The 22,023-nt window shown below is 64.1% G+C and carries 19 protein-coding genes; 10 read left to right on the forward strand and 9 right to left on the reverse strand.

Translation table 11 applies throughout. From position 1 onward, the window contains the following. The first annotated feature begins 38 nt into the window (after nt 1-38). Genes AC1D1L_RS00695 through AC1D1L_RS00715 form a run of 5 tightly spaced genes read left to right on the forward strand, consistent with a single transcriptional unit; the run spans nt 39 to nt 5,245 of the window. Entirely contained in the window at nt 39-1,589 is a 1,551-nt protein-coding gene (locus AC1D1L_RS00695; protein ID WP_477338003.1) for a sugar ABC transporter ATP-binding protein, read from the forward strand. Further along, nucleotides 1,586-2,563 carry an ABC transporter permease gene (locus AC1D1L_RS00700; protein WP_477338005.1) on the forward strand — a complete coding sequence of 326 codons (978 nt, stop codon included), beginning with the start codon at nt 1,586-1,588 and terminating at the stop codon, nt 2,561-2,563. The genes AC1D1L_RS00695 and AC1D1L_RS00700 overlap by 4 nt, the downstream gene beginning before the upstream one ends. Then, nucleotides 2,560-3,555 carry an ABC transporter permease gene (locus AC1D1L_RS00705; protein WP_477338007.1) on the forward strand — a complete coding sequence of 332 codons (996 nt, stop codon included), beginning with the start codon at nt 2,560-2,562 and terminating at the stop codon, nt 3,553-3,555. The genes AC1D1L_RS00700 and AC1D1L_RS00705 overlap by 4 nt, the downstream gene beginning before the upstream one ends. Further along, complete coding sequence (gene rhaM, locus AC1D1L_RS00710; protein WP_477338009.1) at nt 3,555-3,872, forward strand: L-rhamnose mutarotase; 318 nt, start codon at nt 3,555-3,557, stop codon at nt 3,870-3,872. Before AC1D1L_RS00705 ends, rhaM begins: the two co-directional genes overlap by 1 nt. Then, nucleotides 3,869-5,245, forward strand: a complete 1,377-nt coding sequence (locus tag AC1D1L_RS00715) for an FGGY-family carbohydrate kinase (protein WP_477338011.1) — start codon at nt 3,869-3,871, stop codon at nt 5,243-5,245. Before rhaM ends, AC1D1L_RS00715 begins: the two co-directional genes overlap by 4 nt. Here AC1D1L_RS00715 and AC1D1L_RS00720 read toward each other — a convergent pair whose 3' ends face one another. From AC1D1L_RS00720 to galE, 3 genes are all read right to left on the reverse strand, one after another. Then, a complete protein-coding gene (locus AC1D1L_RS00720) occupies nt 5,246-7,072 on the reverse strand; it encodes an alanine racemase (protein WP_477338013.1) in 1,827 nt (608 codons plus the stop codon). A 2-nt stretch (nt 7,073-7,074) separates the two neighbouring features. After that, nucleotides 7,075-8,325: a D-amino acid dehydrogenase gene (locus AC1D1L_RS00725; RefSeq protein WP_477338015.1), complete on the reverse strand. Its 1,251-nt coding sequence runs from the start codon at nt 8,323-8,325 to the stop codon at nt 7,075-7,077. A gap of 105 nt (nt 8,326-8,430) precedes the next feature. Continuing rightward, nucleotides 8,431-9,426 carry a UDP-glucose 4-epimerase GalE gene (gene galE / locus AC1D1L_RS00730; protein WP_477338017.1) on the reverse strand — a complete coding sequence of 332 codons (996 nt, stop codon included), beginning with the start codon at nt 9,424-9,426 and terminating at the stop codon, nt 8,431-8,433. A gap of 277 nt (nt 9,427-9,703) precedes the next feature. Between galE and hemA the strand changes: the two genes are divergently transcribed. Continuing rightward, nucleotides 9,704-10,981 carry a 5-aminolevulinate synthase gene (hemA, locus tag AC1D1L_RS00735; protein WP_477338019.1) on the forward strand — a complete coding sequence of 426 codons (1,278 nt, stop codon included), beginning with the start codon at nt 9,704-9,706 and terminating at the stop codon, nt 10,979-10,981. Between the two features lie 18 nt (nt 10,982-10,999). Here hemA and AC1D1L_RS00740 read toward each other — a convergent pair whose 3' ends face one another. Together AC1D1L_RS00740 and mscL are read right to left on the reverse strand one after the other, a co-directional pair. After that, nucleotides 11,000-12,166, reverse strand: a complete 1,167-nt coding sequence (locus AC1D1L_RS00740; protein ID WP_477338021.1) for a pyridoxal phosphate-dependent aminotransferase — start codon at nt 12,164-12,166, stop codon at nt 11,000-11,002. A gap of 114 nt (nt 12,167-12,280) precedes the next feature. Continuing rightward, nucleotides 12,281-12,700, reverse strand: coding sequence for a large conductance mechanosensitive channel protein MscL (mscL, locus tag AC1D1L_RS00745; RefSeq protein ID WP_477338023.1), 420 nt, complete (start codon nt 12,698-12,700; stop codon nt 12,281-12,283). A gap of 249 nt (nt 12,701-12,949) precedes the next feature. Here mscL and AC1D1L_RS00750 point away from each other — a divergent pair, with 249 nt between their 5' ends. Beyond that, entirely contained in the window at nt 12,950-16,438 is a 3,489-nt protein-coding gene (locus AC1D1L_RS00750) for a PAS domain-containing hybrid sensor histidine kinase/response regulator (protein ID WP_477338025.1), read from the forward strand. Between the two features lie 15 nt (nt 16,439-16,453). Here AC1D1L_RS00750 and AC1D1L_RS00755 read toward each other — a convergent pair whose 3' ends face one another. Then, nucleotides 16,454-17,086, reverse strand: coding sequence for a TetR/AcrR family transcriptional regulator (locus AC1D1L_RS00755; RefSeq protein WP_477338720.1), 633 nt, complete (start codon nt 17,084-17,086; stop codon nt 16,454-16,456). Between the two features lie 94 nt (nt 17,087-17,180). Here AC1D1L_RS00755 and AC1D1L_RS00760 point away from each other — a divergent pair, with 94 nt between their 5' ends. Beyond that, nucleotides 17,181-17,831 carry an O-methyltransferase gene (locus AC1D1L_RS00760; protein ID WP_477338027.1) on the forward strand — a complete coding sequence of 217 codons (651 nt, stop codon included), beginning with the start codon at nt 17,181-17,183 and terminating at the stop codon, nt 17,829-17,831. Nucleotides 17,832-17,885: 54 nt separating this feature from the next. Here AC1D1L_RS00760 and AC1D1L_RS00765 read toward each other — a convergent pair whose 3' ends face one another. Both AC1D1L_RS00765 and AC1D1L_RS00770 read right to left on the reverse strand, forming a co-directional pair. After that, complete coding sequence (locus AC1D1L_RS00765; RefSeq protein ID WP_477233728.1) at nt 17,886-18,545, reverse strand: response regulator transcription factor; 660 nt, start codon at nt 18,543-18,545, stop codon at nt 17,886-17,888. Nucleotides 18,546-18,646: 101 nt separating this feature from the next. After that, a complete protein-coding gene (locus AC1D1L_RS00770; RefSeq protein WP_477338029.1) occupies nt 18,647-19,081 on the reverse strand; it encodes a hypothetical protein in 435 nt (144 codons plus the stop codon). A 106-nt stretch (nt 19,082-19,187) separates the two neighbouring features. On the opposite strand from AC1D1L_RS00770, the gene AC1D1L_RS00775 reads away from it, so the two are divergent. Both AC1D1L_RS00775 and AC1D1L_RS00780 read left to right on the forward strand, forming a co-directional pair. Beyond that, nucleotides 19,188-19,538 carry a DUF952 domain-containing protein gene (locus AC1D1L_RS00775; RefSeq protein WP_477338031.1) on the forward strand — a complete coding sequence of 117 codons (351 nt, stop codon included), beginning with the start codon at nt 19,188-19,190 and terminating at the stop codon, nt 19,536-19,538. Next, nucleotides 19,535-20,605, forward strand: coding sequence for a quinone-dependent dihydroorotate dehydrogenase (locus tag AC1D1L_RS00780; protein ID WP_477338033.1), 1,071 nt, complete (start codon nt 19,535-19,537; stop codon nt 20,603-20,605). Before AC1D1L_RS00775 ends, AC1D1L_RS00780 begins: the two co-directional genes overlap by 4 nt. Here AC1D1L_RS00780 and AC1D1L_RS00785 read toward each other — a convergent pair. Beyond that, a complete protein-coding gene (locus tag AC1D1L_RS00785; protein ID WP_477338035.1) occupies nt 20,602-21,939 on the reverse strand; it encodes an MATE family efflux transporter in 1,338 nt (445 codons plus the stop codon). The genes AC1D1L_RS00780 and AC1D1L_RS00785 overlap by 4 nt on opposite strands. Nucleotides 21,940-22,023: the final 84 nt, after the last annotated feature.

The following is a 22,023-nucleotide window of genomic DNA, read 5'->3' on the forward strand; positions in this document are numbered from 1 at the left end:
GTGGAGGTGGCGACATCTCCATGTGCCAGGACCTTGATATGCTAGTAGACCCCGCTCACATCGTTCGCGACCCTCCCCACAAGGGGGAGGGTAAGGCTACCCCGCGCCTGACGCTGTCCGGCGTCTCCAAAAGCTTTCCCGGCGTGCGCGCGCTGCACAATGTCAGCCTGTCCCTTTACCCCGGCCAGGTGACGGCACTGATCGGCGAAAACGGCGCCGGCAAGTCGACGCTGGTCAAGATCATGACCGGCATCTACCAGCCCGACGCCGGCACGATCAGCATTGACGGCCAGGCCGTCACTCTGCCCAGCGCTCATGCCGCCTTCGGCCACGGCGTCACCGCCATCCATCAGGAAACGGTGCTGTTCGACGATCTGAGCGTCGCCGAAAACATCTTTCTCGGTCATGCGCCACGTACCCGCTTTGGCACCATCGACTGGCGCACGATGCGCAGACAAGCGCACGAAGTACTCGACACCATGCATGCCGGGCATATCGACGCCGACACACGGCTGAAAGACCTCGGCATCGCCAACAAGCATCTCGTCGCAGTGGCGCGCGCCATGTCGATCGATGCGCAGATCGTCATCATGGACGAGCCGACCGCAGCCCTTTCGATGAAGGAGATCGAGGAGCTGTTTCTGCTGATCGAATTCCTCAAGGAGGAAGGCAAGGCGATCCTGTTCATCAGCCACAAGTTCGACGAGATCTACCGCATCGCCGACCGCTACACGGTGTTCCGCGATGGCGAGATGGTCGGCGAAGGGCTGATCAAGGATGTCGGCCAGAGCCAGATCGTGCGCATGATGGTCGGGCGCTCCGTCGATCACATCTTTCCGCAGCGCAAAGCCGAGATTGGCGAGCCGGTGCTGTCGGTCTCCGGCCTGTCGCACCCGACCGAATTCAACGATATCGGCTTCGAGTTGCACAAGGGCGAGATCCTCGGCTTCTACGGCCTTGTCGGCGCCGGGCGCTCAGAGGTGATGCAGGCGATATCGGGCATCACCCGAACCTCAGCCGGCACTATCACGCTGGAGGGCAAGATAATCGCGCCGAGATCTGCGGCGGATTCGATCGAGGCCGGCATCGTCTACGTGCCGGAGGAGCGCGGCAAGCAAGGCGTGGTGATCGGCCTGCCGATCTTCCAGAATGTCTCGCTGCCCTCGCTCAAGCGCACCTCCAAATCCGGCCTGCTGCGGCTGGCGGAAGAGTTTTCGCTCGCCCGCTCCTATACCGAGCGGCTCGACCTTAGGGCCTCCTCGCTCAGCCAGGATGTCGGCACGCTGTCGGGCGGCAACCAGCAGAAGATCGTCATCGCCAAATGGCTGGCGACCGCGCCCAAGGTGATCATCCTGGACGAGCCGACCAAGGGCATCGACATCGGCTCCAAGGCCGCCGTTCATGGCTTCATGGCCGAGCTCGTGGCCCAAGGCCTGTCTGTGATCATGGTGTCGTCGGAATTGCCCGAAATCCTCGGCATGTCCGACCGCGTCGTCGTCATGCGCGAGGGCCTGGTTGCGGCGGTCTACGACAACAAGGGGCTGGACGCCGAAACGCTGGTCAGGACGGCAGCGGGGATCGCGGCATGAAGGCTTTTCTGAAACACCGCGAGATCTGGCTGGCGGCAGCCATCGTCGTTTTGATCGGGCTGATCTCGACACGCTTCCCGGCCTTTGCCGACCCCGGCAATCTCGGCCAGGTGTTCAACGACACCTCGATCCTGATGATCCTGGCTCTGGGACAGATGGTTGTCATCCTGACGCGGTCGATCGACCTGTCGATGGCCGCCAATCTGTGCTTCACCGGCATGGTGGTGGCGATGCTGAACGCCGCACATCCGGCGATCCCGATCCCGCTGCTGATCGCTATCGCGCTTGCTGTCGGGCTGGTGCTCGGCGCCATCAACGGTCTGCTGGTGTGGCGGCTGGACATCCCTTCGATCGTGGTGACACTGGGCACGCTGACCATCTATCGCGGCGCCACTTTCGTCCTGTCCGGTGGCGCCTGGGTCAATGCCGACAAGATGAGCCCTGACTTCATCGGCTTCCAACGGGCGGCCTTCCTCGGCATTCCGGTGCTGTCGTGGATCGCCATACTGGTCATCGCACTGTTCTTCGTGCTGATGACGCGCACCGCGCTCGGCCGCTCGATCTACGCCATCGGCGTCAACCCGACGGCGTCGATCTATGCCGGCATCGACGTCGGCCGCACGAAATTCATCGTCTTCTGCATCTCCGGCATGATCGGTGGCCTCGCCGGCTATCTCTGGATTTCGCGCTATGTCATCGCCTCGGTCGAGGTCGCCAATGGCTACGAGCTCAACATCATCGCCGCCTGCGTCATCGGCGGCATCTCGATTGCCGGCGGCATCGGCTCGGTCGGCGGCGCGGTGCTTGGCGCACTGTTTCTCGGCATCATTTCCAACGCTCTGCCGGTCATCAACATCTCGCCCTTCTGGCAGATGGCGATTTCGGGCAGCGCCATCATTCTGGCCGTCGTGCTCAACGCGCGCGGCGAACGCCAGCAAGGTCGTATCATCCTGCGGAAAGCGGAGGCGGCATGAGCGACATTCCGGCCCCGCGCCACATCCCCGACCGGCTCGACAAGCCGCTCTCCTCGGCGATCTTTTCCTGGGAAGCACTGCTGGTCGTGGTGGCGGTCGCGATCTTTGCCGTCAACAGTTTCGCCTCGCCCTATTTCCTCGACGCCTATTCACTTTCGGACCTGACCTTCAATTTCACCGAGAAGGGCCTGATCGCCTTCGCCATGGCGCTGCTGATTATTTCGGGCGAGATCGACCTTTCGGTCGCCGCTATCATCGCGCTCGCGTCGACCATGATGGGCATGGCGGTGCAGGCCGGCGCGGACACACCTGTGCTGGTGCTGATCGGCATTGTCGTCGGGCTCGGCTGCGGCGCCTTCAACGGGCTATTGGTGACCCGACTTGGCCTGCCATCCATCGTTGTCACCATCGGCACGATGAGCCTGTTTCGCGGCATCGCCTTCATCATCCTCGGCGACCAGGCCTATAAGGGTTACCCCGAGAGCTTCGCTTTGTTCGGCCAGGGTTATGTCTGGTGGGTGGTGTCGTTCGAGCTGGTGCTGTTCCTCATAGCGGCCGTCGTCTACTGGTTCCTGCTGCATCGCACCAGTTTCGGCCGCCGCGTCTTCGCCATCGGTAACAATCCGGTCGCCGCACAGTTTTCCGGCGTGCGTGTCGGCCGCATCAAATTCATCCTGTTTTGCCTGACCGGGCTGATGGCGGGCATCGCCTCGGTGCTGATCACCTCGCGGCTCGGCTCGACGCGGCCGTCGATCGCGCAGGGGTATGAGCTCGAAGTCATCACCATGGTGGTGCTGGGCGGCGTCAGCATTCTGGGCGGCTCCGGCAGCATTTTGGGCGTCGTGCTCGCCGCCTTCATCATGGGGCTGGTGACCTTCGGGCTCGGCCTGCTCAATGTACCCGGCATCGTCATGTCGATCTTCATCGGCCTGCTGCTGATCATTGTCATCGCGCTGCCGATCGTCTGGCGGCGGCTGCGTGGTGTCAGCTGATGCCTGAGAAATACGCCTTCAAGATGCAGCTTAAGCCCGGCATAAGGGCCGAGTACAAAAAGCGCCATGACGAGATCTGGCCGTCGCTGGTCGCGCTGCTGAAGCAAGCCGGCGTCGCCGACTATTCGATCCATCTCGACGAAGAGACAGGCATATTGTTCGGCGTGCTGTGGCGGCGCGACGATCATGGTATGGCCGACCTGCCGAAACATCCGGTTATGCAGCGCTGGTGGGCCCACATGGCCGACATCATGGAAACGAAGCCCGACAACGAGCCGGTGGCCGTGCAGCTGGAAACAGTGTTCCATATGGCATGAGTGGGCTGCGCCACATCGCCGTCATCGACATCGGCAAGACCAACGCCAAGGTGGCGCTGGTCGATCTCGTCACGCTGAGCGAGGTGGCTTTGCGCCGGATGGCCAATGCGCCGCTGCGGCAGCCGCCCTACCCGCATCACGATGTCGAGGCGCTGTGGACATTCATCCTCAACAGCCTGGCCAGCCTCAACCGCGAACAGCGCATCGACGCCATTTCGATCACCACCCATGGCGCAACAGGTGTGCTGGTCGACGCTTCTGGTGAACTGGTGCTGCCGGTGCTCGACTACGAGTTCGACGGACCCGACAGGCTGGCGGCGGAGTATGACGCGATCCGTCCGCCCTTCACTGAAACCGGGACTCCGCGTCTGCCCCTCGGCCTCAATCTGGGTGCGCAATTCTTCTGGCAGCATAAGCGTTTTCCCGCCGAATTTGCCAAGACCGCTGCGATGCTGATGTACCCGCAGTACTGGGCGCTACGCCTGACCGGCGTCGCCGCCAATGAGGTGACCTCGCTCGGCTGCCACACCGATCTGTGGGATCCGTGGACAGCCGATTTTTCGTCGATGGTCGACAGCCTGAAATGGCGCAGCCTGATGGCGCCGGTGCGGTCGGCCAGGGATCGCCTCGGGCCGATCCTGCCGGCGCTTGCCGCGCGAACCGGGCTTGGTCCGCAGACGCCAGTCTTTTGCGGCTTGCACGATTCCAATGCCTCGCTGCTGCCGCATCTTCTCTCCGACAAGCCGCCCCTTTCCGTCGTCTCGACCGGCACCTGGGTGGTGTCGATGGCCGTCGGCGGCCGGGAGATTGCACTCGATGCGGCGCGCGACACGCTGGTCAATGTCAACGCGCTGGGCGCTCCCGTGCCCTCGGCCCGCTTCATGGGTGGCCGTGAGTTTTCCCTGCTGACCAAGGACACACCGCAGGATTACAGCGGCAGCGATGTGCTCGCCGTTCTGACAAGAAGAATGCTGCTTTTGCCTTCGACACAGCGGGGATCGGGGCCTTTTCCGCACCATGCCGCGGCATGGCTCAATGCCGAGGGCATCAGCAAGGGCGAGCGCTTCGCCGCCATCTCGTTCTATCTGGCGCTGATGACGGCGACCTGCCTCGAGCTGATCGGCGCCGATGGCCCGACCACCGTGGAAGGACCCTTTGCCCGCAACCGCCTCTTTGTCGGCATGCTGGCCGCGGCGACCGCGCGTATCGTCATCGCCTCCGAGGCGGCCACCGGCACCAGCATCGGCGCTGCACTGCTGGCAACGGATCAGGTAACAGCGCACGGCAAGGGCGAGCGAATAGAACCGCAGACCGACCCGATCTGGGCGGCCTATGTCAGCGCGTGGCGCGCGGCGATACGAGCGCAGGGCTGATCACAAAATCCGCTTGCCGAAGGCGGACATGACGAAGTTGACCACATCTGTGCCGATCCTTGGCTCAAGATCGGCGGCCAGGCCCGAGACATCCATCGACAGCAGGCCGCCGGAGAGCGAGATCGCTTCCATCGCCTGATGCGTTTCGCGCACCGTCAGTCCGCCGGAGCCTGCTGCCCAGCCGGCGAATTCGGTGACCGTGGGCGAGTAGCTGACATGGAAGCCTTGCGTTCCCGAGGTGGCGATGCGGATCGCCTCATGCATGAGGTCGCGCATGCCCATGGCGTCGATGTCGGTCATGGTGAAGGCCGAGACACGCGAATCCATCAGCACCCTCGCTTCGGCCGGATCGGCGTGGCGCAGGCCGATGATGACGACATTTTCCGGCGACAGCTGCGGCTGCAGCGCGCCCGCCTTATGGTCGAGACCGAGTGTGCGCGCCAGCACAGAGGCTTCCGGCAGATCTCTGCCCTCTTCATCCTCAGGCATCAACGCGGCGATGGAATCGATCCAGATCAGGCCGAAGGAATGCGTCGCGCGCGCCGTTGTGGTCAGTGCCTTGTGGGCGATGCGGCGGTCGGCGCCGGCAGCGAGCCGGATCAACCCTGAGGGCGGCCGTTCGATGTCGGCCAGTTCCACCACGTCGAAATTCATCGCCTCCAGCCGCGCGCCGGTTCCTTCGCGGGCGAGGATGCCGGCGGCTGCCTGTTCGGCCGAGATCGACACCATCTTGCGGCCGGAAAAGTCGGCGACGTCGTGCATCGGCGCCTTCTCGACATATTCCGAGGTCATCGCCAGAAGCATGGCGCCATAGTTCATGCGAAAGGCGACGCGGTCGCCGACGGCCGGGCGCGGATCGGCGTCCTGCACGTCGAGCAGCAGATGGTCGCTGGAGGCGCCGAGCACCCTCACCCCCTTGGCGATCGGCGTCAGCCCTTCGACCAGCACGTCCTCGCGGCCGATATTGGCGATGGCGCGCAGCCGGTCGCCTTCGTCGGCGAAGACCGGCTGGTTGCCGAAAGCGTCGTAGCCGGATTCACCGATCGGCCGCGACGGCTTGAGCTTGACCTCGATGATGTCGCTGGTCAGCCGGCAGGCATCGGGCTCGAGTTCCGGCCACGGCACGTCGCGGAAGGTCTCGACGCCGCCCTGCAGGATCGCCTCGCCGACACGCAGATTGTTGATGCCGGCCGGCAACTTGCCTTCGAGCAGCAGCGTCAGCGACGACGATGCGCCGCCGGAAATGAAGTCGAGGCTTTTGCCGGACAGGCGCTCGGTCTTGTAGGCATGAGCGACAAGCTGGCCGAGGTTCTCCGGCGTCGGCATGATGGCGCCGAAACAGCCGAGATTGGTGCCGATGCCGGCGATGCGCACGCCCTTGAACGCCAGGATCTGCTCGACGGTCGGGATCAGGTCGCTCGGCCAGATACCCTCTCGGAGGTCGCCCAGATCGATCATCAGCATGATGTCGTGGACGCGGCCCATGCGCTCGGCGATGCGCGATATCTCGCGGATCGTGGTCAGCTCCGACTGCAGGCTGATGTCGACCGTGCGCACCACCTCCTCGACGCGCGCCATTGGCGGGCTGCGCAACAGCATGATAGGCGCGCTGATGCCGCTGTCGCGCAGCCGGCGGATGTTTTCAAAGCGAGATTCGGCAATACCGGAAACGCCGCCGCGCAGCATGGCGCGCGCCACTTGCGGCATGCCACACGTGCCCTTGGTGACGCCGAACACCTTGATGCCCGACAGCGCGCAGCGTTCGACGATGGTGCGCGCATTGCGCTCGATGCGGCCAAGGTCGATGGCGACTTGCGGTCCCGACATACCTAGCCTCCGTAGACCAGACCTTGCGGGTCGATCTCCGGATTGCGGCCAGCGACGAGATCGGCAAGGAACTTCCCCGAGCCGCAGGCCATGGTCCAGCCGACATGGCCATGGCCGGTGTCGAGATAGAGGTTCTTGTAGCGCGCCTGGCCGATGACCGGCACCGAGTTCGGCATCATCGGCCGCAGGCCCGCCCACAGCTCCGCCTTCTTCTCGTCGAAGGCGCCGGGAAACAGGTCCTTGCCGGTCCGGAACATGGCGGCGAAGTCGCTTGGACGATGGGTGCGGTCGAAGCCGGTGAATTCGGCGGTTGAAGCCAGCCGCAAGCGGTTGCCCAGCCTGGAATAGGCGATCAGTTGGTCCTCGTCGGCGCCGCCCATGGTCGGACCCTTGCTTTCGTTCTCCAGCGGAATGGTCGCGGTGTAGCCCTTCACCGGATAAACCGGCAAGTCGATGGCGTAGCGGCGGCCGAGCTGACCGCTCTCCGGCCCCATCGAGATGACCACGGCATCACCTGCGATGGGACCGGCCGAGGTCATCACTGCACGTACGCGGTCGCCGTCGATATCGAGTCCTTCGACCGTGGTGTCGAACAGAAACTTTACGCCGAGCTTCTCGACGGCATAGGCGGCGAGCTTTTCCACGAACTGCCGGGAATCGCCCGTCTGGTCGATCGGCGAATAGACCCCTCCGGCGATCTTTTCCTTCACCCCGGCGAGACCCGGTTCCAGCTCGATCAGCCGGTCGCGGCCGACGATCTCGATCGGCAGGCCGTGTTCGGCCAGATAGCGATAATTGTCGGTGCCGGTGTCGAGACTGTGCTGCGAGCGGAAGAAATAGAGGATGCCCTTCTTGCGCTCGTCATAGTGGATGCCGGTGTCGGCCGAGATGGCGTTGATGCAGTCGCGCGAATAGAGCGCCAGCCGCAATTTCACCCGGCTGTTGGCGCGCAGCCGCGCCACCGTGCACTGGCGCAGGAAGCGCAGGCTCCAGGCGAGGAAATAGGGATCGAAGCGCAGCCTGACCTTGATGCCGAGATCATGGTTCCAGAGCGCGCGCAAAAACGTCTTGAGCGCCGCCGGCGAGGCCCAGGCGGTGGCGTCACCCGGCGAGACCAGGCCAGCATTGGACTGGCTTGTGCCGCGCGCCGGCGCCGGATGCCGCTCGATCACGGTGACCTCGTGGCCGTCGGCAGCCAGATAATAGGCGGCCGCCGTACCGACAACGCCGGCCCCGAGCACCGTTATCCTCATGCCGTTCCCCCAGGCTCTTCGCGGCGCAGCGCCTCCACGCTTTGCTTGCGAATGCCTTCAATAGCGCTTCGCGGCGCGCCTTGCGAGCCCTCGGCAGGGCCTGGATTAGCTCCGCGCGGAGTTCTTGCCCGTCAGGATACGCTCCCAGGCAAGGGCGTCGGCAACGATCTGGTCGAGATCGTCGCGTTGCGGGGTCCAGCCGAGTTCGGCGCGGGCAAGATCCGAATTGGCGACCACGGCGGCGGCGTCGCCCGGACGGCGGTCGCCCATCTTGACCTCAAAATCCCGGCCGAAGGCGCGGCGCACGCTGTCGATGACCTCGAGCACCGAATAGCCATGGCTGTAGCCGCAATTGGCGACGAGGCTGTCGCCGCCTGCGCGCAGCCGCTCCAGCGCCAGGCGATGCGCGGCGGCCAGGTCGCTGACATGGATGTAGTCACGCATGCAGGTGCCGTCCGGCGTCGGATAGTCGGTGCCGAACACCTGCATGAAGGGACGCTTGCCGAGCGCGGTCTCACAGGCGACCTTGATCAGATGAGTGGCGCCCGGGGTCGACTGGCCAGTGCGGCCCTTGGGATCGGCGCCGGCGACATTGAAATAGCGCAACGCCGTGTAGCGCAAGGGATGGGCAAGCGCCGCATCGCGCAGCATCCATTCGCTCATAAGCTTGGACAGGCCGTAGGGCGATTCCGGCGCCAGGCGGGCATCCTCGCGCACCGGCTCAAGGCCGGCGCCGCCATAGACGGCGGCAGTCGAGGAGAAGATGAAATGCGGCACGCCCTCACGCACCGCGGTTTCGATCAGCGTGCGGGTCTTCGAGGTGTTGTTCTCGTAATAGGCGAGAGGATCGGCAACCGATTCGGGAACCACGATCGAGCCGGCGAAATGAATGATCGCACCGACCTTGTTGTCCCGGATGATCTGGCCGACCAGTTCCCTGTCGGCGACATCGCCGACAACCAGCTTGGCCTCCGGCGCCACCGCCCATTCGAAGCCGGTGGAAAGCCGGTCGAGCACGACGACGCTTTCACCGGCATCCAGCAGTTCCCAGACCATGTGGCTGCCGATATAGCCGGCGCCGCCTGTCACCAAAACCGTCATTCCGTATCCTCGCTATTCAAGATTTATCGGAAACTGTCTCAAATGCCGCCTTACTGGAAAGACCGCCGCAGGGCTATACAAGACCGGTGTGTTAAGTCCGTAACAGTCTCAGCGGCCCAAGGCATCGTAGTGAAACAAAGGTGATGCACATCAAGGGAATAAGCCACGATCCTGGATCGTTAGGAACAGTGGCGGGGCGTGGCATTTTGACCAAACGGGCCCGGTGGACGACGAATGGGCCAATGATTATGATCCCGCGCAAAACTGGGAAGGCGACATGAACTATCAGCGGTTCTTCGAGGAAGCGATCGACCAGCTTCATGCCGAGCGGCGCTACCGCGTCTTCGCCGACCTCGAGCGCATCGTCGGCAGGTTTCCGCGCGCCATCTGGCGTTCCAATGGCCGCGCCGAGGAAATCACCGTCTGGTGTTCCAACGACTATCTCGGCATGGGCCAGCATCCCGATGTCATCGCCGCGTTGCAGAACGCGGCGGGCAAGATGGGCTCGGGCGCCGGCGGCACCCGCAACATTTCCGGCACCAGCAACCCGCTGGTCGAGCTCGAAGTGGAACTTGCCGACCTGCACGACAAGGAAGCGGCCCTGGTCTTCACCTCCGGCTTCGTCTCCAACGAAGCCTCGATCTCGACCATTGCGCGGCTTTTGCCCAACTGCCTGATCATCTCGGACGAGCTCAACCACGCTTCGATGATCGAGGGCGTGCGGCGCTCGGGCGCCGAAAAGAAGATTTTCCGCCACAATGACGTCGCGCATCTGGAAAGCCTGTTGCAGGCGGCGGGTCGCGAGCGCGCCAAACTGATCGTCTTCGAGAGCGTCTATTCGATGGATGGCGACATTGCGCCGATCAAACAGATCGTCGAACTGGCCGAACGCTACAATGCCATGACCTATGTCGACGAGGTCCATGCCGTCGGCATGTACGGACCGCGCGGCGGCGGCATCACCGAGCGCGAAGGCCTGGCCGACCGCATCGACATCATCGAAGGCACGCTCGCCAAGGCGTTCGGTACGCTCGGCGGCTATATCGCCGGCAACAGCGCTATCATCGATGCGGTGCGCTCCTATGCGCCGGGCTTCATCTTCACCACGGCGCTGCCGCCGGCGATCGCCGCCGCCGCCACCACCTCCATCCGCCACCTGAAGCGCTCACAGGCCGAACGCGACGCGCAATTGCGCCAGGCGACGCGGACCAAGGAGGTTCTGTCTGCCGCCGGCCTGCCGGTGCTGGACTCGCCGACGCATATCGTGCCGGTGCTGGTCGGTGACCCGGAACTCTGCAAGATGGCCAGCGACCGCTTGCTTGGCGTGCACGGCATCTACATCCAGCCGATCAACTATCCGACAGTGCCGCGCGGCACGGAGCGGCTGCGCATCACGCCGACGCCGTTCCATTCCGATGCACTGATTGCGGGACTGCAGGACGCGCTGGTCGAGACATGGGATGCGCTCGGCATTCCCTACGGTTCGGCAGGCCGGCCCGCTGTCGCCAAGAGCGACCGGATTGTTCCGCTGCTGGTGCCGAAGTCGGGCGGCTGAAGCCGCCGCCCGTTCAGCTCAAACAGTCTTCATCCATCCCGCCAGCCGGTGTGCCGCTTCCTCGAGCTGATCGAGGCGGCGGTGGAAACACAGCCGCAAAAACGCTTCGCCGCCCGCGCCGAAGGCCGTTCCCGGGGCCAGGCCGACATTGGCCTTGTCGACGATGTCGAAGGCGGCCCGGCGCGGGTCGGTGAGGCCGTCGACCGTGAAGAACAGATAAAAAGCGCCTTGCGGCACGGTGAACCGCGCCTTGCCGGTGGCGCCGATTATGCCGCAGACCAGATCGCGTGCCGCGTGCGCGCGCTCCACCTGCTCGACGATGAAGGCATCCCCGTGGTCAAGGGCGGCGACCGCGCCGCGCTGCATGAACTGGGCTACACCCGAGGTCGAATACTGGATCAGGTTCTCGAACACCTGCTGCAGGTCCGGATGGGTCTTGATCCAGCCGATGCGCCAGCCGGTCATCGCCCAATTCTTGGAAAAGGAGTTGACGAACAGGATGCGGTCTTCCGCGGCCGAAATGTCGAGGAAGGACGGCGCGCGGCCGTGGCCGTAGTGGAACAGCGAATAGATTTCGTCGGCGATGATCCACAGGCCCTTTTCGCGGGCGAGATCGAGGATCGCCTGCAGTGTTTCCTTGTCGGCGGTCCAGCCGGTCGGGTTGGATGGCGTGTTGACGAACAGCGCCTTGGTGCGCGGTGTCACCGCAGCTGCGATCTTGTCGACATCGCAGGACCAGCCATTGCCGGACTGGTCGAGCGTGACCGCCACGGGCGTAGCGCCGGAGACACCGGCGGCGGCGGCGAAATTCGGCCAGGCCGGCGACAGATAAATGACCTCGTCGCCGCTGCCGGCGACGGCGGCAAGCGCCAGCTGGATGGCGTGCATGCCGGAACCGGTGGCAATGAATTCCTCTTCGGCGAAATTCTTGCCGAAATGCCTGGCATAGTAGCGGGAAAGCGCTTGCCTGAGCTCCGGAATGCCCTTCTGCCAGGTGTAAAAGGTCTCGCCATTGGCGAGCCCCTTGGCGGCGGCTTCGGAGATGAAGGCAGGCGTCGGCAAATCGCCTTCACCGGCCCAGAGCGGGATCATGCCCTCGCGCGTGCGGCCGTAATTGACGACGGCGACAATGCCGCTTTCAGGGGCGGCAACGGCTTCGGCGCGCAAGCTATCGATCAGGGTCATGGACAGGTCCGTTTTGATGTCGAGGAAGTGCTCTTAGCAGATGCGACAACAGAAAACCCCGGCCGCGAACGACCGGGGTTTTGGTCCAGAATCGCCTATGGCTGTTTCCCGGTGTTACCTCCTGGCGAGCAGATCACGGATCTCGGTGAGCAGCGCAACATCAGCCGATGGCGGCGCAGCCGGGGCCGCGGGCTTCTCGCGCTCGAGCCGCTTGCGCAGATTGTTCACCGCCTTGACCATCAGGAAGATGATTAAGGCGAGAATAACAAAATTCAGCGCCACTGTGATGAAATTTCCGTAGGCGAACACCGCGCCTTCCTTGCGTGCATCGGCAAGGTTGGTCGAATGGACTGATGACGACAGGCCGATGAAATAGTTCGAAAAGTCGACGCCGCCAAGCGCGCCGATGAAAGGCATGATGATGTCGTTGACAAGAGAATCGACGATCTTGCCAAAGGCGGCGCCGATGATGACACCAACGGCCAGGTCCATCACATTGCCTTTGGAAATGAATTCCTGGAATTCTTTCAGCATTCGACCCTCCTTGTCATGGCAGGCCGCGCTGCCGCCGTCCTCCGGCGCCGGCCCGCCATACCATAACAAAAACCTGCGGTTGCAACAGAAGCGAAAGTCGGAAAACACCGCTTTCTCCTTACCTTAGGTCATGGCGCGCGGGTGACAGGCAGCCGCCATGCGCCGAAAGCCGCGATGGACTCGACCCCAAAGCTGTGATTGCGTCTGGGTTGGCCGGATGAAAGCTGGCCGAGGAGGAACTTTCGGGCCGTGCAGGGCTGGTTCATTGTCATCATTGCCGTCGCCTATGTGACGCTGCTGTTCGTCATCGCCAGCCTCGGCGACCGGCGTTCGGCGGCTTCCGGGCCCGGCCGTGCCCGGCCCTTCATGTACGCGCTCAGTCTGGCCATCTACTGCACGTCCTGGACCTTCTTTGGCTCGGTCGGCCTGTCATCGGAGCGCGGCCTCGAATTCCTCGGCATCTATACCGGCCCGGTGCTGGTGTTCGTGTTCGGCTTTCCGCTGCTCAACCGCATCGTGCGGCTGGCCAAGAGCGAGAAGATCACCTCGATCGCCGACTTCCTCGGCGCCCGCTATGGCAAGAGTTTTGCCGTCTCGGCGATCGCCACGCTGATCGCCACCATTGGCGCTGTGCCCTATATCGCGCTGCAGTTGAAGGCGATCTCCGGTTCGGTCGGCCTGATGGTCGAGCACTATACGGGATCGCCGCCGTCCTTCGATCCGTTCGTCAGCGACATCTCGCTGGTGGTGGCCATGCTGCTCGCGCTGTTTGCGGTGCTGTTCGGCACCCGTCATGCCGATGCCACCGAACACCAAGACGGACTGGTGCTGGCCGTGGCGGTCGAAACCGTGGTCAAGCTCGCCGCCTTCCTGGCGATCGGTCTGATGGTCACCTTCTTGATCTTCGGGGGGCCGGGCGACATGATCGACAAACTGGCCGAGAACAACCAGGTGCGGCAGGCGATGGGCTACAACACCTCGCTCGCCACCTGGCTGGTGCTGACCTGTCTGAGCGGCTTTGCCATCATCATGCTGCCGCGCCAGTTCTACGTCACCATCGTCGAGAACCGCGGCGAGGCCGAATTGCGCACTGCGACCTGGGTGTTTCCGCTCTATCTCGTGGCGATCAACCTGTTCGTGCTGCCGATTGCCTTCGCCGGCCTGTCGCTGGTCGGCACCAGGACCAGCAGCGATCTCTATGTGCTGTCGCTGCCGCTGTTCAGCGGCCATGACGTGCTCGCCATGGCGGCCTTCATCGGCGGCCTGTCGGCGGCGACCGCCATGGTCATCGTCGAAAGCGTGGCGCTGTCGATCATGATCTCCAACGATCTCGTCATCCCGCTGTTCGTGCGCCGGCTGCTCAAGACCACGACCTCGGAAAATGAGGACTGGTCGACGCTGATCCTCAATGTACGGCGCGGCGCGATCTTCATCCTTTTGTTCATCGCCTTCCTCTACTACCGCGAGAGCACCAACGCGGCGCGGCTGTCGTCGATCGGCCTGATGTCGTTCGCGGCCATCGCCCAATTCGCGCCGGCGCTGATCGGCGGGTTGATCTGGCGCGGCGCCAACGGCCGTGGCGCTGCACTCGGCATGGTCGCCGGCATCCTCGTCTGGGGCTACACGCTGCTTTTGCCTTCGCTGTCGGCGCCCGATGCCGACATCGTCGTGCAAGGGCTGTTCGGCTTCGAGGCGCTGCGGCCGCAGGCCTTGTTCGGCACCGTCGCCGAGCCGTTGAACCACGGTGTGCTCTGGAGCCTGTCCGTCAACACGCTGTTTTTTGTCCTCGGCTCACTGTCGCGTGCGTCGGTGCCGCTGGAGCGCATCCAGGCGTCAATCTTCGTGCCGCGCGAGTCCGGCCCGATGCCCAGCCTGCGCCGCTTCCGCACCGCCATTACCGTCAACCTCCTCAAGGACACCATATCGCGCTATCTCGGCGTCGAGCGCACCGAGCGCTCCTTCCAGTCCTTCGAGAAAAGCACCGGCGTCTCGCTGCATGGCAATGAGCAGGCCAGCATGGATGTCATCCGCTTTTCCGAGCAGCTGCTGGCAAGCGCAGTCGGCTCGTCTTCGGCACGGCTGATCCTGTCGCTTTTGTTTCGCCGCAACGACCGCGAATCCAAGGATGCGTTCCGCCTGCTCGACGACGCCACCGAGGCGCTGCAGCACAATCGCGACCTGCTGCAGATAGCGCTCGACCAGATGGAACAGGGCATCACCGTCTTCGACCGGGATTTCCGCCTGATCTGCTGGAACAGACAATATCGCGCGCTGTTCGACCTGCCCGATGAGATGGGTCAGGTCGGCGTCTCGCTCGACCTTATCCTGCGCCATCTGGCCGAGCGCGGCGACATCCCGGCCGACCAGCGTGTGGCGATGCTCAACCGGCTGACCAGCTTCGTCAGCCCGTGGCAGATGGAATTGAAGACCAGCGGCCGCATCCTGGAACTGCGCTCCAACCCGATGCCGGATGGCGGCATCGTGGCCACCTATGCCGACATTTCGGGACGCGTCGAACAGGACCTGGCGCTGAAGCGCGCCAATGAATCGCTGGAGCAGCGGGTCAAGACGCGCACCATCGAACTGACGCGCGTCAACGAGGAGTTGGCGCAGGCGCAGATGCTGGCCGAGGAGGCCAATCTCGGCAAGACGCGCTTCCTCGCCGCCGCCGGCCACGACATCCTGCAGCCCTTGAACGCCGCCCGGCTCTACTGCTCGTCACTGATCGAAAAGGCCGGCAAGGGCCCGGCTGGCAAGGCCGCCGTCAACATCGAATCCTCGCTGGAATCGGTCGAGACGATCCTAGGCGCCGTGCTCGACATTTCTCGCCTCGACGCCGGCGCGATGAAGCCGGATGACAGTGCCTTCCGCCTGGACGGGCTGCTGCGCCAGATCGGCAACGATTTCCAGCCACTCGCCGCCGAAAAGAAACTCGACCTGACGATCATGGCCTCATCGCTCAGCGTCATGACGGACCGCAACCTGCTGCGCCGGCTGATCCAGAACCTGGTCTCCAACGCCATCAAATACACGCGCCATGGCCGCATCCTCGTCGGCGTGCGGCGGCGTGGCGAGCTCGCCGAAATCCAGGTGATCGACACCGGCATCGGCATTGCCGGCGACAAGCTGAACACGGTCTTCAACGAGTTCACCCGGCTCGACGAAGGCGTTCGCGAGGCCGAAGGCCTCGGACTCGGCCTCTCCATCGTCGACCGCATCGCCCGGGTGCTCAGGCTCGAGATTCGGATCTTTTCCAACCCGGGCAAAGGCACGCGCTTTTCCGTCATCCTGCCGGTTGCGGCGATGCAGGCGCCGCGGCGCGAGGTCGAGCCCAAGGCGCCTGCCCGCACCACTGCCTCGCTCGCTGGCCTCCATGTGCTGTGCGTCGACAACGATGCTCGCATCCTCGACGGCATGCGGCTTTTGCTCGAAGGTTGGGGCTGCAGCGTCGGCACATGTTCCGGCTCGGAGGATTTCGCCAGGGCCGACATCCATCGTCCCGACATCGTGCTTGCCGACTATCACCTCGACGGCAGGAGCGGTCTCGACGTGATAGCGCGGCTACGTGACATCCACGGCCGCGACCTAGCGGCCGTGCTGGTTACCGCCGACCGCTCCACCGAGGTCCGCGCCGCCGCCGCCGCGCTTGACGTGCCGGTGATCAACAAGCCGCTGAAACCGGCGGTGCTGCGCTCGATGATGGCCAGGGTCAGGCCGCTGGCTTCGGCGGCGGAATAATCGCGCCGGCCCGTCTCAGCGGTGTCCAAGGCTTATGAGGTATGCGCAGAACATATCGGCCATCGCATCGGCGTAGGCCTCGATCTCCGCGTCGGTGCGGGGGCTGCCTGAAAAATCCTTGCCCACGGCGCTCAGCGTCGCGCCGATCAGGCCGCCGGCCAGTGCACGGATGGCTTCCGAGGCTTCAGGCAAGGCTTCACGCAGGAAGTTCTGAATGGTGCGCTCGCCAGCGTCCCTTGCCTCATGCGCCTCGGGTGCGTCGCGATAAAGCGGAGCGGCGTCATTGAGCGCCCCGCGCACGGCGGCCTCTTCGCACTCCGAGCGGATGAAGGCGTGGACAAGCCTGCGCAACCGCTCAAGCGGCGGCCGCTGGTTGTCCTCGAGTATGGTGCGCAGCAGGCCGCCGGTCTGCTGCCACTCATCGCTTTGCAACCGGAACAGCAGTGCGGCCTTGTTGGGAAAATATTGGTAGAGCGAACCGACGCTCACGCCGGCCCTTTCGGCCACGCGCGTGGTGGTGAAACGCTGCGCGCCCTCGCTCGCCAAAACCTGAACAGCAGCTTGCAAAATCGCCGAGATAAGCTCGACCGCACGCGCCTGCTTGGGCTGTTTTCGCGAGGAAATAGAAAGGCTTGGACGTTCGGCCATCGTGCTGTCCGGCAATGCGAATTGGAAACCTGAAGGATTATTCGTATTTTTGGCACGACACAAGAACGCAATGATTTTCGACTGGAGACTTTTCATGACCACCCTCACCCCGCTTGCACCCTTGCTCGCCCGCCTGTTCAAGGAGGCGGAAGCAGCGACGAGCCCAACTGCGACCAGTTTCTCGCGCGACGAGCGGGAGCGCCTGCTGCGCAGCAAGACCGAATATGTCGACTTCTACGGACGGCTGAAGGACCTGTGGCTCGCGGTTTCGCCGGAGACCGGCACGCTGCTCTACATGCTGGCGCGCAGCAGCGGCGCCCGCGTCATCATCGAGTTCGGCACCTCGTTCGGCATCTCGACGCTCTATCTGGCAGCCGCCCTGAGGGACAATGGCGGCGGCCGTCTGATCACCACCGAGTTCGAGCCGTCCAAGGTGATGCGGGCCAAGGCCAACCTGACCGAGGGCGGCCTCATCGATCTGGTGGAAGTCCGCGAAGGCGATGCGCTGCAGACGCTGAGCGCCGATCTCCCCGAAACGATCGATCTCTTGCTGCTCGACGGCGCCAAGGCGATCTACCCGGAGATATTGAGCCTGGTCGAAAGCCGGCTCAGGCCCGGCGCGCTGGTGATCGCCGACAATGCCGATTTCAGCCCCGAATATCTGGAGCGCGTGCGCGCTCCTGCATCGGGCTACATGTCGACGCCGTTCGGCGACGACGTGGAACTGTCGGTGAAGCTGAGCTAAAGCCGCCGACGGATTGGTTTGCGGCATCCGAACAGAGCTGAGCGCCTTCGGCGCTCAGCTCACCGGCTGCAGCGGGTCGTTGCCGATCTTGGACAGCTGAATCACCGCCTGGGTGCGGCTGTCGACGCCGAGTTTTTGCAGGATGGCCGAGACATGCGCTTTGACCGTCGCTTCTGAGACGCTGAGCTCATAGGCGATCTGCTTGTTGAGCAGGCCTTCGGCCAGCATGCCGAGCACGCGCGTCTGCTGCGGCGTCAGCGCCTGCAGTCGCTTGATCAGGTCCGATATTTCGGGGTCGCGCTCGACGCCGAGATCGATGCCGACGGGCGCGGCGATATCGCCGGCCAGCACCGTCTGCACAGCGCTGCGGATCTCCTCCATGCTGGCCGATTTGGAGATGAAGCCGGAGGCGCCGAGATCGAGCGCGCGCCGGATGGTCACCGGGTCATCATGCGCCGACACCACCACCAGCGGCACCGCCGGATGGATGCCGCGCAGCGAGATCAGGCCGGACAGGCCACTGGCGCCCGGCATCGACAGATCGAGCAACACCAGGTCGACATCCTCATTGGCCACGACCAGCGCCTTGGCGCTTTCGAAATCGCCGGCCTCGTGAATGGCGGCGACATCGCCGACCCCGGCAAGCGCCTCTTTCAGCGCGCCGCGGAAAAGCGGATGATCGTCGGCGATGACGAAGGTGTAGCCCGACGGCAAATATTCCTCCCCAAATCCCGTTGTTGATTATCGGCTTTTTCGGGACCGGACGATTATGCGGCGAAGCGTTCTGTTTTCAAGCGGCAATGGCCGGATGCGGCTCAGGTCTTTTGCGAATTGAGCTTGGCGCCGTCGCCATTATCCTTGTCCATCTCCTTGACGATACCCATGAAGCCACGCAGCATGCGCTCCATGTAATTCATCGTCTTGTCGAAATCCTCCTCGCTCGGCAATTTCGATTCGAGGCGGGCGGACAGCGAGCTCTCCAGCTTGGTGACGCGCTCGTCCATGGCCTTCATCGAGGCCTGCAAACGGTCGACCTCGTCCTGGAAGGCGGCACGTTCGTCGGCGGCCATCTTGCAGACGAGCTGGCCGGACCGTTCCTCGCAGATCGACATGGCGCCGGTCTGCGTGTCCATGCGGACATAGCCGTTGGCCGATTTTTCCAGCCGGTAGCGATCGGTCTCCTCGGACCAGGCCGATGCCGCAACCAGCGAGACCAGTGCGGCGGGGATCAGTATGTGCTGCAGACGCATGTTCCATCCTCCACGAGCCAGTGTACGAGAGCCTATCACAGCTTTGCGCCGTAAATGCGGAAGAGTTGCCCTTCCCCGCATGAGCCATCCGGATTATAGCGCAGCCATGTCTCAGATTATCTACAAGATCGCGCCCGAAGCGCTTTGGCGCGAGGCCGAGAAAAACGGCCGCTTCACCGGCGCTCCGATCGACATCGCCGACGGCTTCATCCATTTCTCCACCGCAGGACAAGCACGCGAGACGGCGGCCAAGCACTTCGCCGGCCAGACGGATCTGGTCCTGGTCGCCATCGACGGGGCTCGGCTGGGTGATGCCCTGAAATACGAGGTCTCCCGTGGCGGCGCGCTGTTCCCGCATCTCTATGGCGTGCTCGACAAGAACGCCGTGCTGTGGGTGCGGCCATTGCCGCTCGGCGCCGACGGCGCGCATCAATTCCCGGCGCTGGAGGCCGAATGAGCGTGCTCGACCGCATCGGCCAGAAACTGCTGTTCAGCTTCGATCCGGAAACGGCGCATGGCATGTCGATCGCCGCATTGCGCTGCGGCCTGCCGGTCGGCGCGCGGGCAGTACGCGACGACAGGCTGAAGGTCAGCCTATGTGGCCTCGCCTTTCCCAATCCGCTCGGCATGGCCGCCGGCTATGACAAGAATGCCGAAGTGCCCGACGCGCTGCTTGGCCTTGGCTTCGGTTTCGCCGAAGTGGGCACGGTGACGCCGCTGCCGCAGGCGGGTAACCCGAAGCCACGCATTTTCCGGCTGACTGAGGATGATGCCGTGATCAACCGGCTGGGCTTCAACAATGAGGGCCACGAGGCCGCCGAGAGGCGCCTTGCCGCGCGCAAGGGGCGCGGCGGCATTGTCGGCGTCAACATCGGCGCCAACAAGGACAGCGCCGATCGCGTCAGTGACTATGAGCTGGGCGTCTCGCGCTTTGCGAAATATGCCAGCTATCTCACCGTCAACATCTCGTCGCCCAACACGCCCGGCCTGCGCACCATGCAGGCGCGCGAACAGCTCGGCGAGCTTTTGTCTCGGGTCATGTCGGCGCGTGCAGCAGCTTCGGCGCAGCCGCCCGTCTTCCTCAAGATCGCGCCGGATTTGGTCGAGGCAGAGCTTGAGGACATCGCTGCCGAAGTCAGCGAAAAGCAGATCGACGGCGTCATCGTTTCCAACACGACGCTGGCGCGGACCGGATTGCGGAGCACGACCGGCGAGATCGGTGGTCTCTCGGGAAAGCCGCTGTTCGACCGCTCGACCATCGTGCTGGCCAAGATGCGCAGACTGCTCGGGCCGGAGCGCGCCATCATCGGCGTCGGCGGCGTCGATTCCGCTGAGACCGCGCTGGAGAAAATCCGCGCCGGCGCCGACCTCGTCCAGCTCTACACCGGCATGATCTATGCCGGACCGGCGCTGCCGGGCCGCATCCTTGCCGGGATGGTACGGTTTGCCGACAAGGACGGGCTGAAGTCGTTGCGCGCGCTACGCGATGCCAGCCTCGATCAGTGGGCTGCCAAGCCGCTCTAAAATGCCGTGCGCATTCTCAGCCGCAGGATGGCCAGCAGGCTGAAGCCGCGCACCAGCAGGAAGACGTGCAGCGCCGCCCACAGGCCGTGATTGCCCAGGGCCGGCGCCAAGGTCAGCAGCGCGGCACTGAAGGCCAAGAAAGAGACCAGCATCATGTTGCGCATATCGCGCGACCAGGTTGCGCCGATGAAGACGCCGTCCATCTGGAAGGCCAGCACCCCACTGAGCGGCGTCAGCGCCGCCCAGGGCAGATAGACATCGGCGACATCGCGGACGTCCTGCGATGTGGTGATCAAAGAAACCAGGCCGGCGCCGCCGAGCCAGAAGATCAGCGTGGCGGTTCCCGCCAGGCCGAAACCCCAGAACAGCGTCAGGCGCACCGCCCGGCGAAACGAGGTTTCGGCGCGCGCGCCAATGGCACGTCCCGCCAACTGTTCGGCGGCGGTGGCAAAACCGTCGAGGAAATAGCCGGCGACAAGGAAGAAGTTCATCAGCACGGCGTTGGCGGCCAGCATCAGCGTGCCGAACTGCGCGCCCTGGCGGGTGAACAGCGCGAAGGCGGCGAGCAGCGAGAACGAGCGGATCATGATGTCGCGGTTGAGCGACAGCATGCGCAGGAAGGCGTCCATGTCGAGCAGGCGATGCCGCGGCAGGCGTGCTGCGGCCCGGAACCGCCAGACAATGATGGCGAGGCCCAGCAGCATGGCCAGCAATTCGCCGGTGACGGTCGCCCAGGCGACGCCGGCGACGCCCCAGCCGAGCTTCAGGCCGAGCAGGATGCAGAGCACGATGTTGATGCCGTTGAGCACCGCCTGCAGCATCAGCCCCAGCCCGCCCTCGCCGCGCCCCAGCACATAGCCGAGGATGGCGTAGTTGATCAGCGCAAAGGGGGCGGCGAGCATCCTGATCCTGATATAGATGCCCATGGCCTCGCTAACGCGCGCTTCGCCGCCGATGAATTTCTGGCCCGCGATGGCTATCAGCGGCGCAAGGGCGACAAGCGCGATGCCGGCGGCGACTGCTATCAGCACGGCGCGCCAGAACACCGCCTGCTCCTCCAATTCGTCGCCGGCCCCGAAAGCCTGAGCGACGAGACCGGTCGTGCCGGAGCGCAGGAAATTGAAGGTGTTGAAGACGACGTCGAAGACCAGCGCGCCAGCCGCCAGGCCGCCGAGCAGGGCGGCGTCGCCGAACTGGCCGACCACCGCCGTATCGACGATGCCGAGCAAGGGCGTCGTCAGATAGGCGAGCGTCATCGGCACGGCGATGGCAAGCACCGAACGGTTGGTGACGGCGAAAGGTCTCGCGTCGGCTGGGATTGCACCCGTGTCCAAGGGATAGCTGCCTTGCTGATTGCGGCTTGATCGAACGGCCGATGTGCCCCATTTTCCGGCCACCGCGCAATTGCCCTTGTCGTG

The sequence above is a fragment of the Mesorhizobium sp. P2_D6 genome (genome assembly GCF_056404315.1).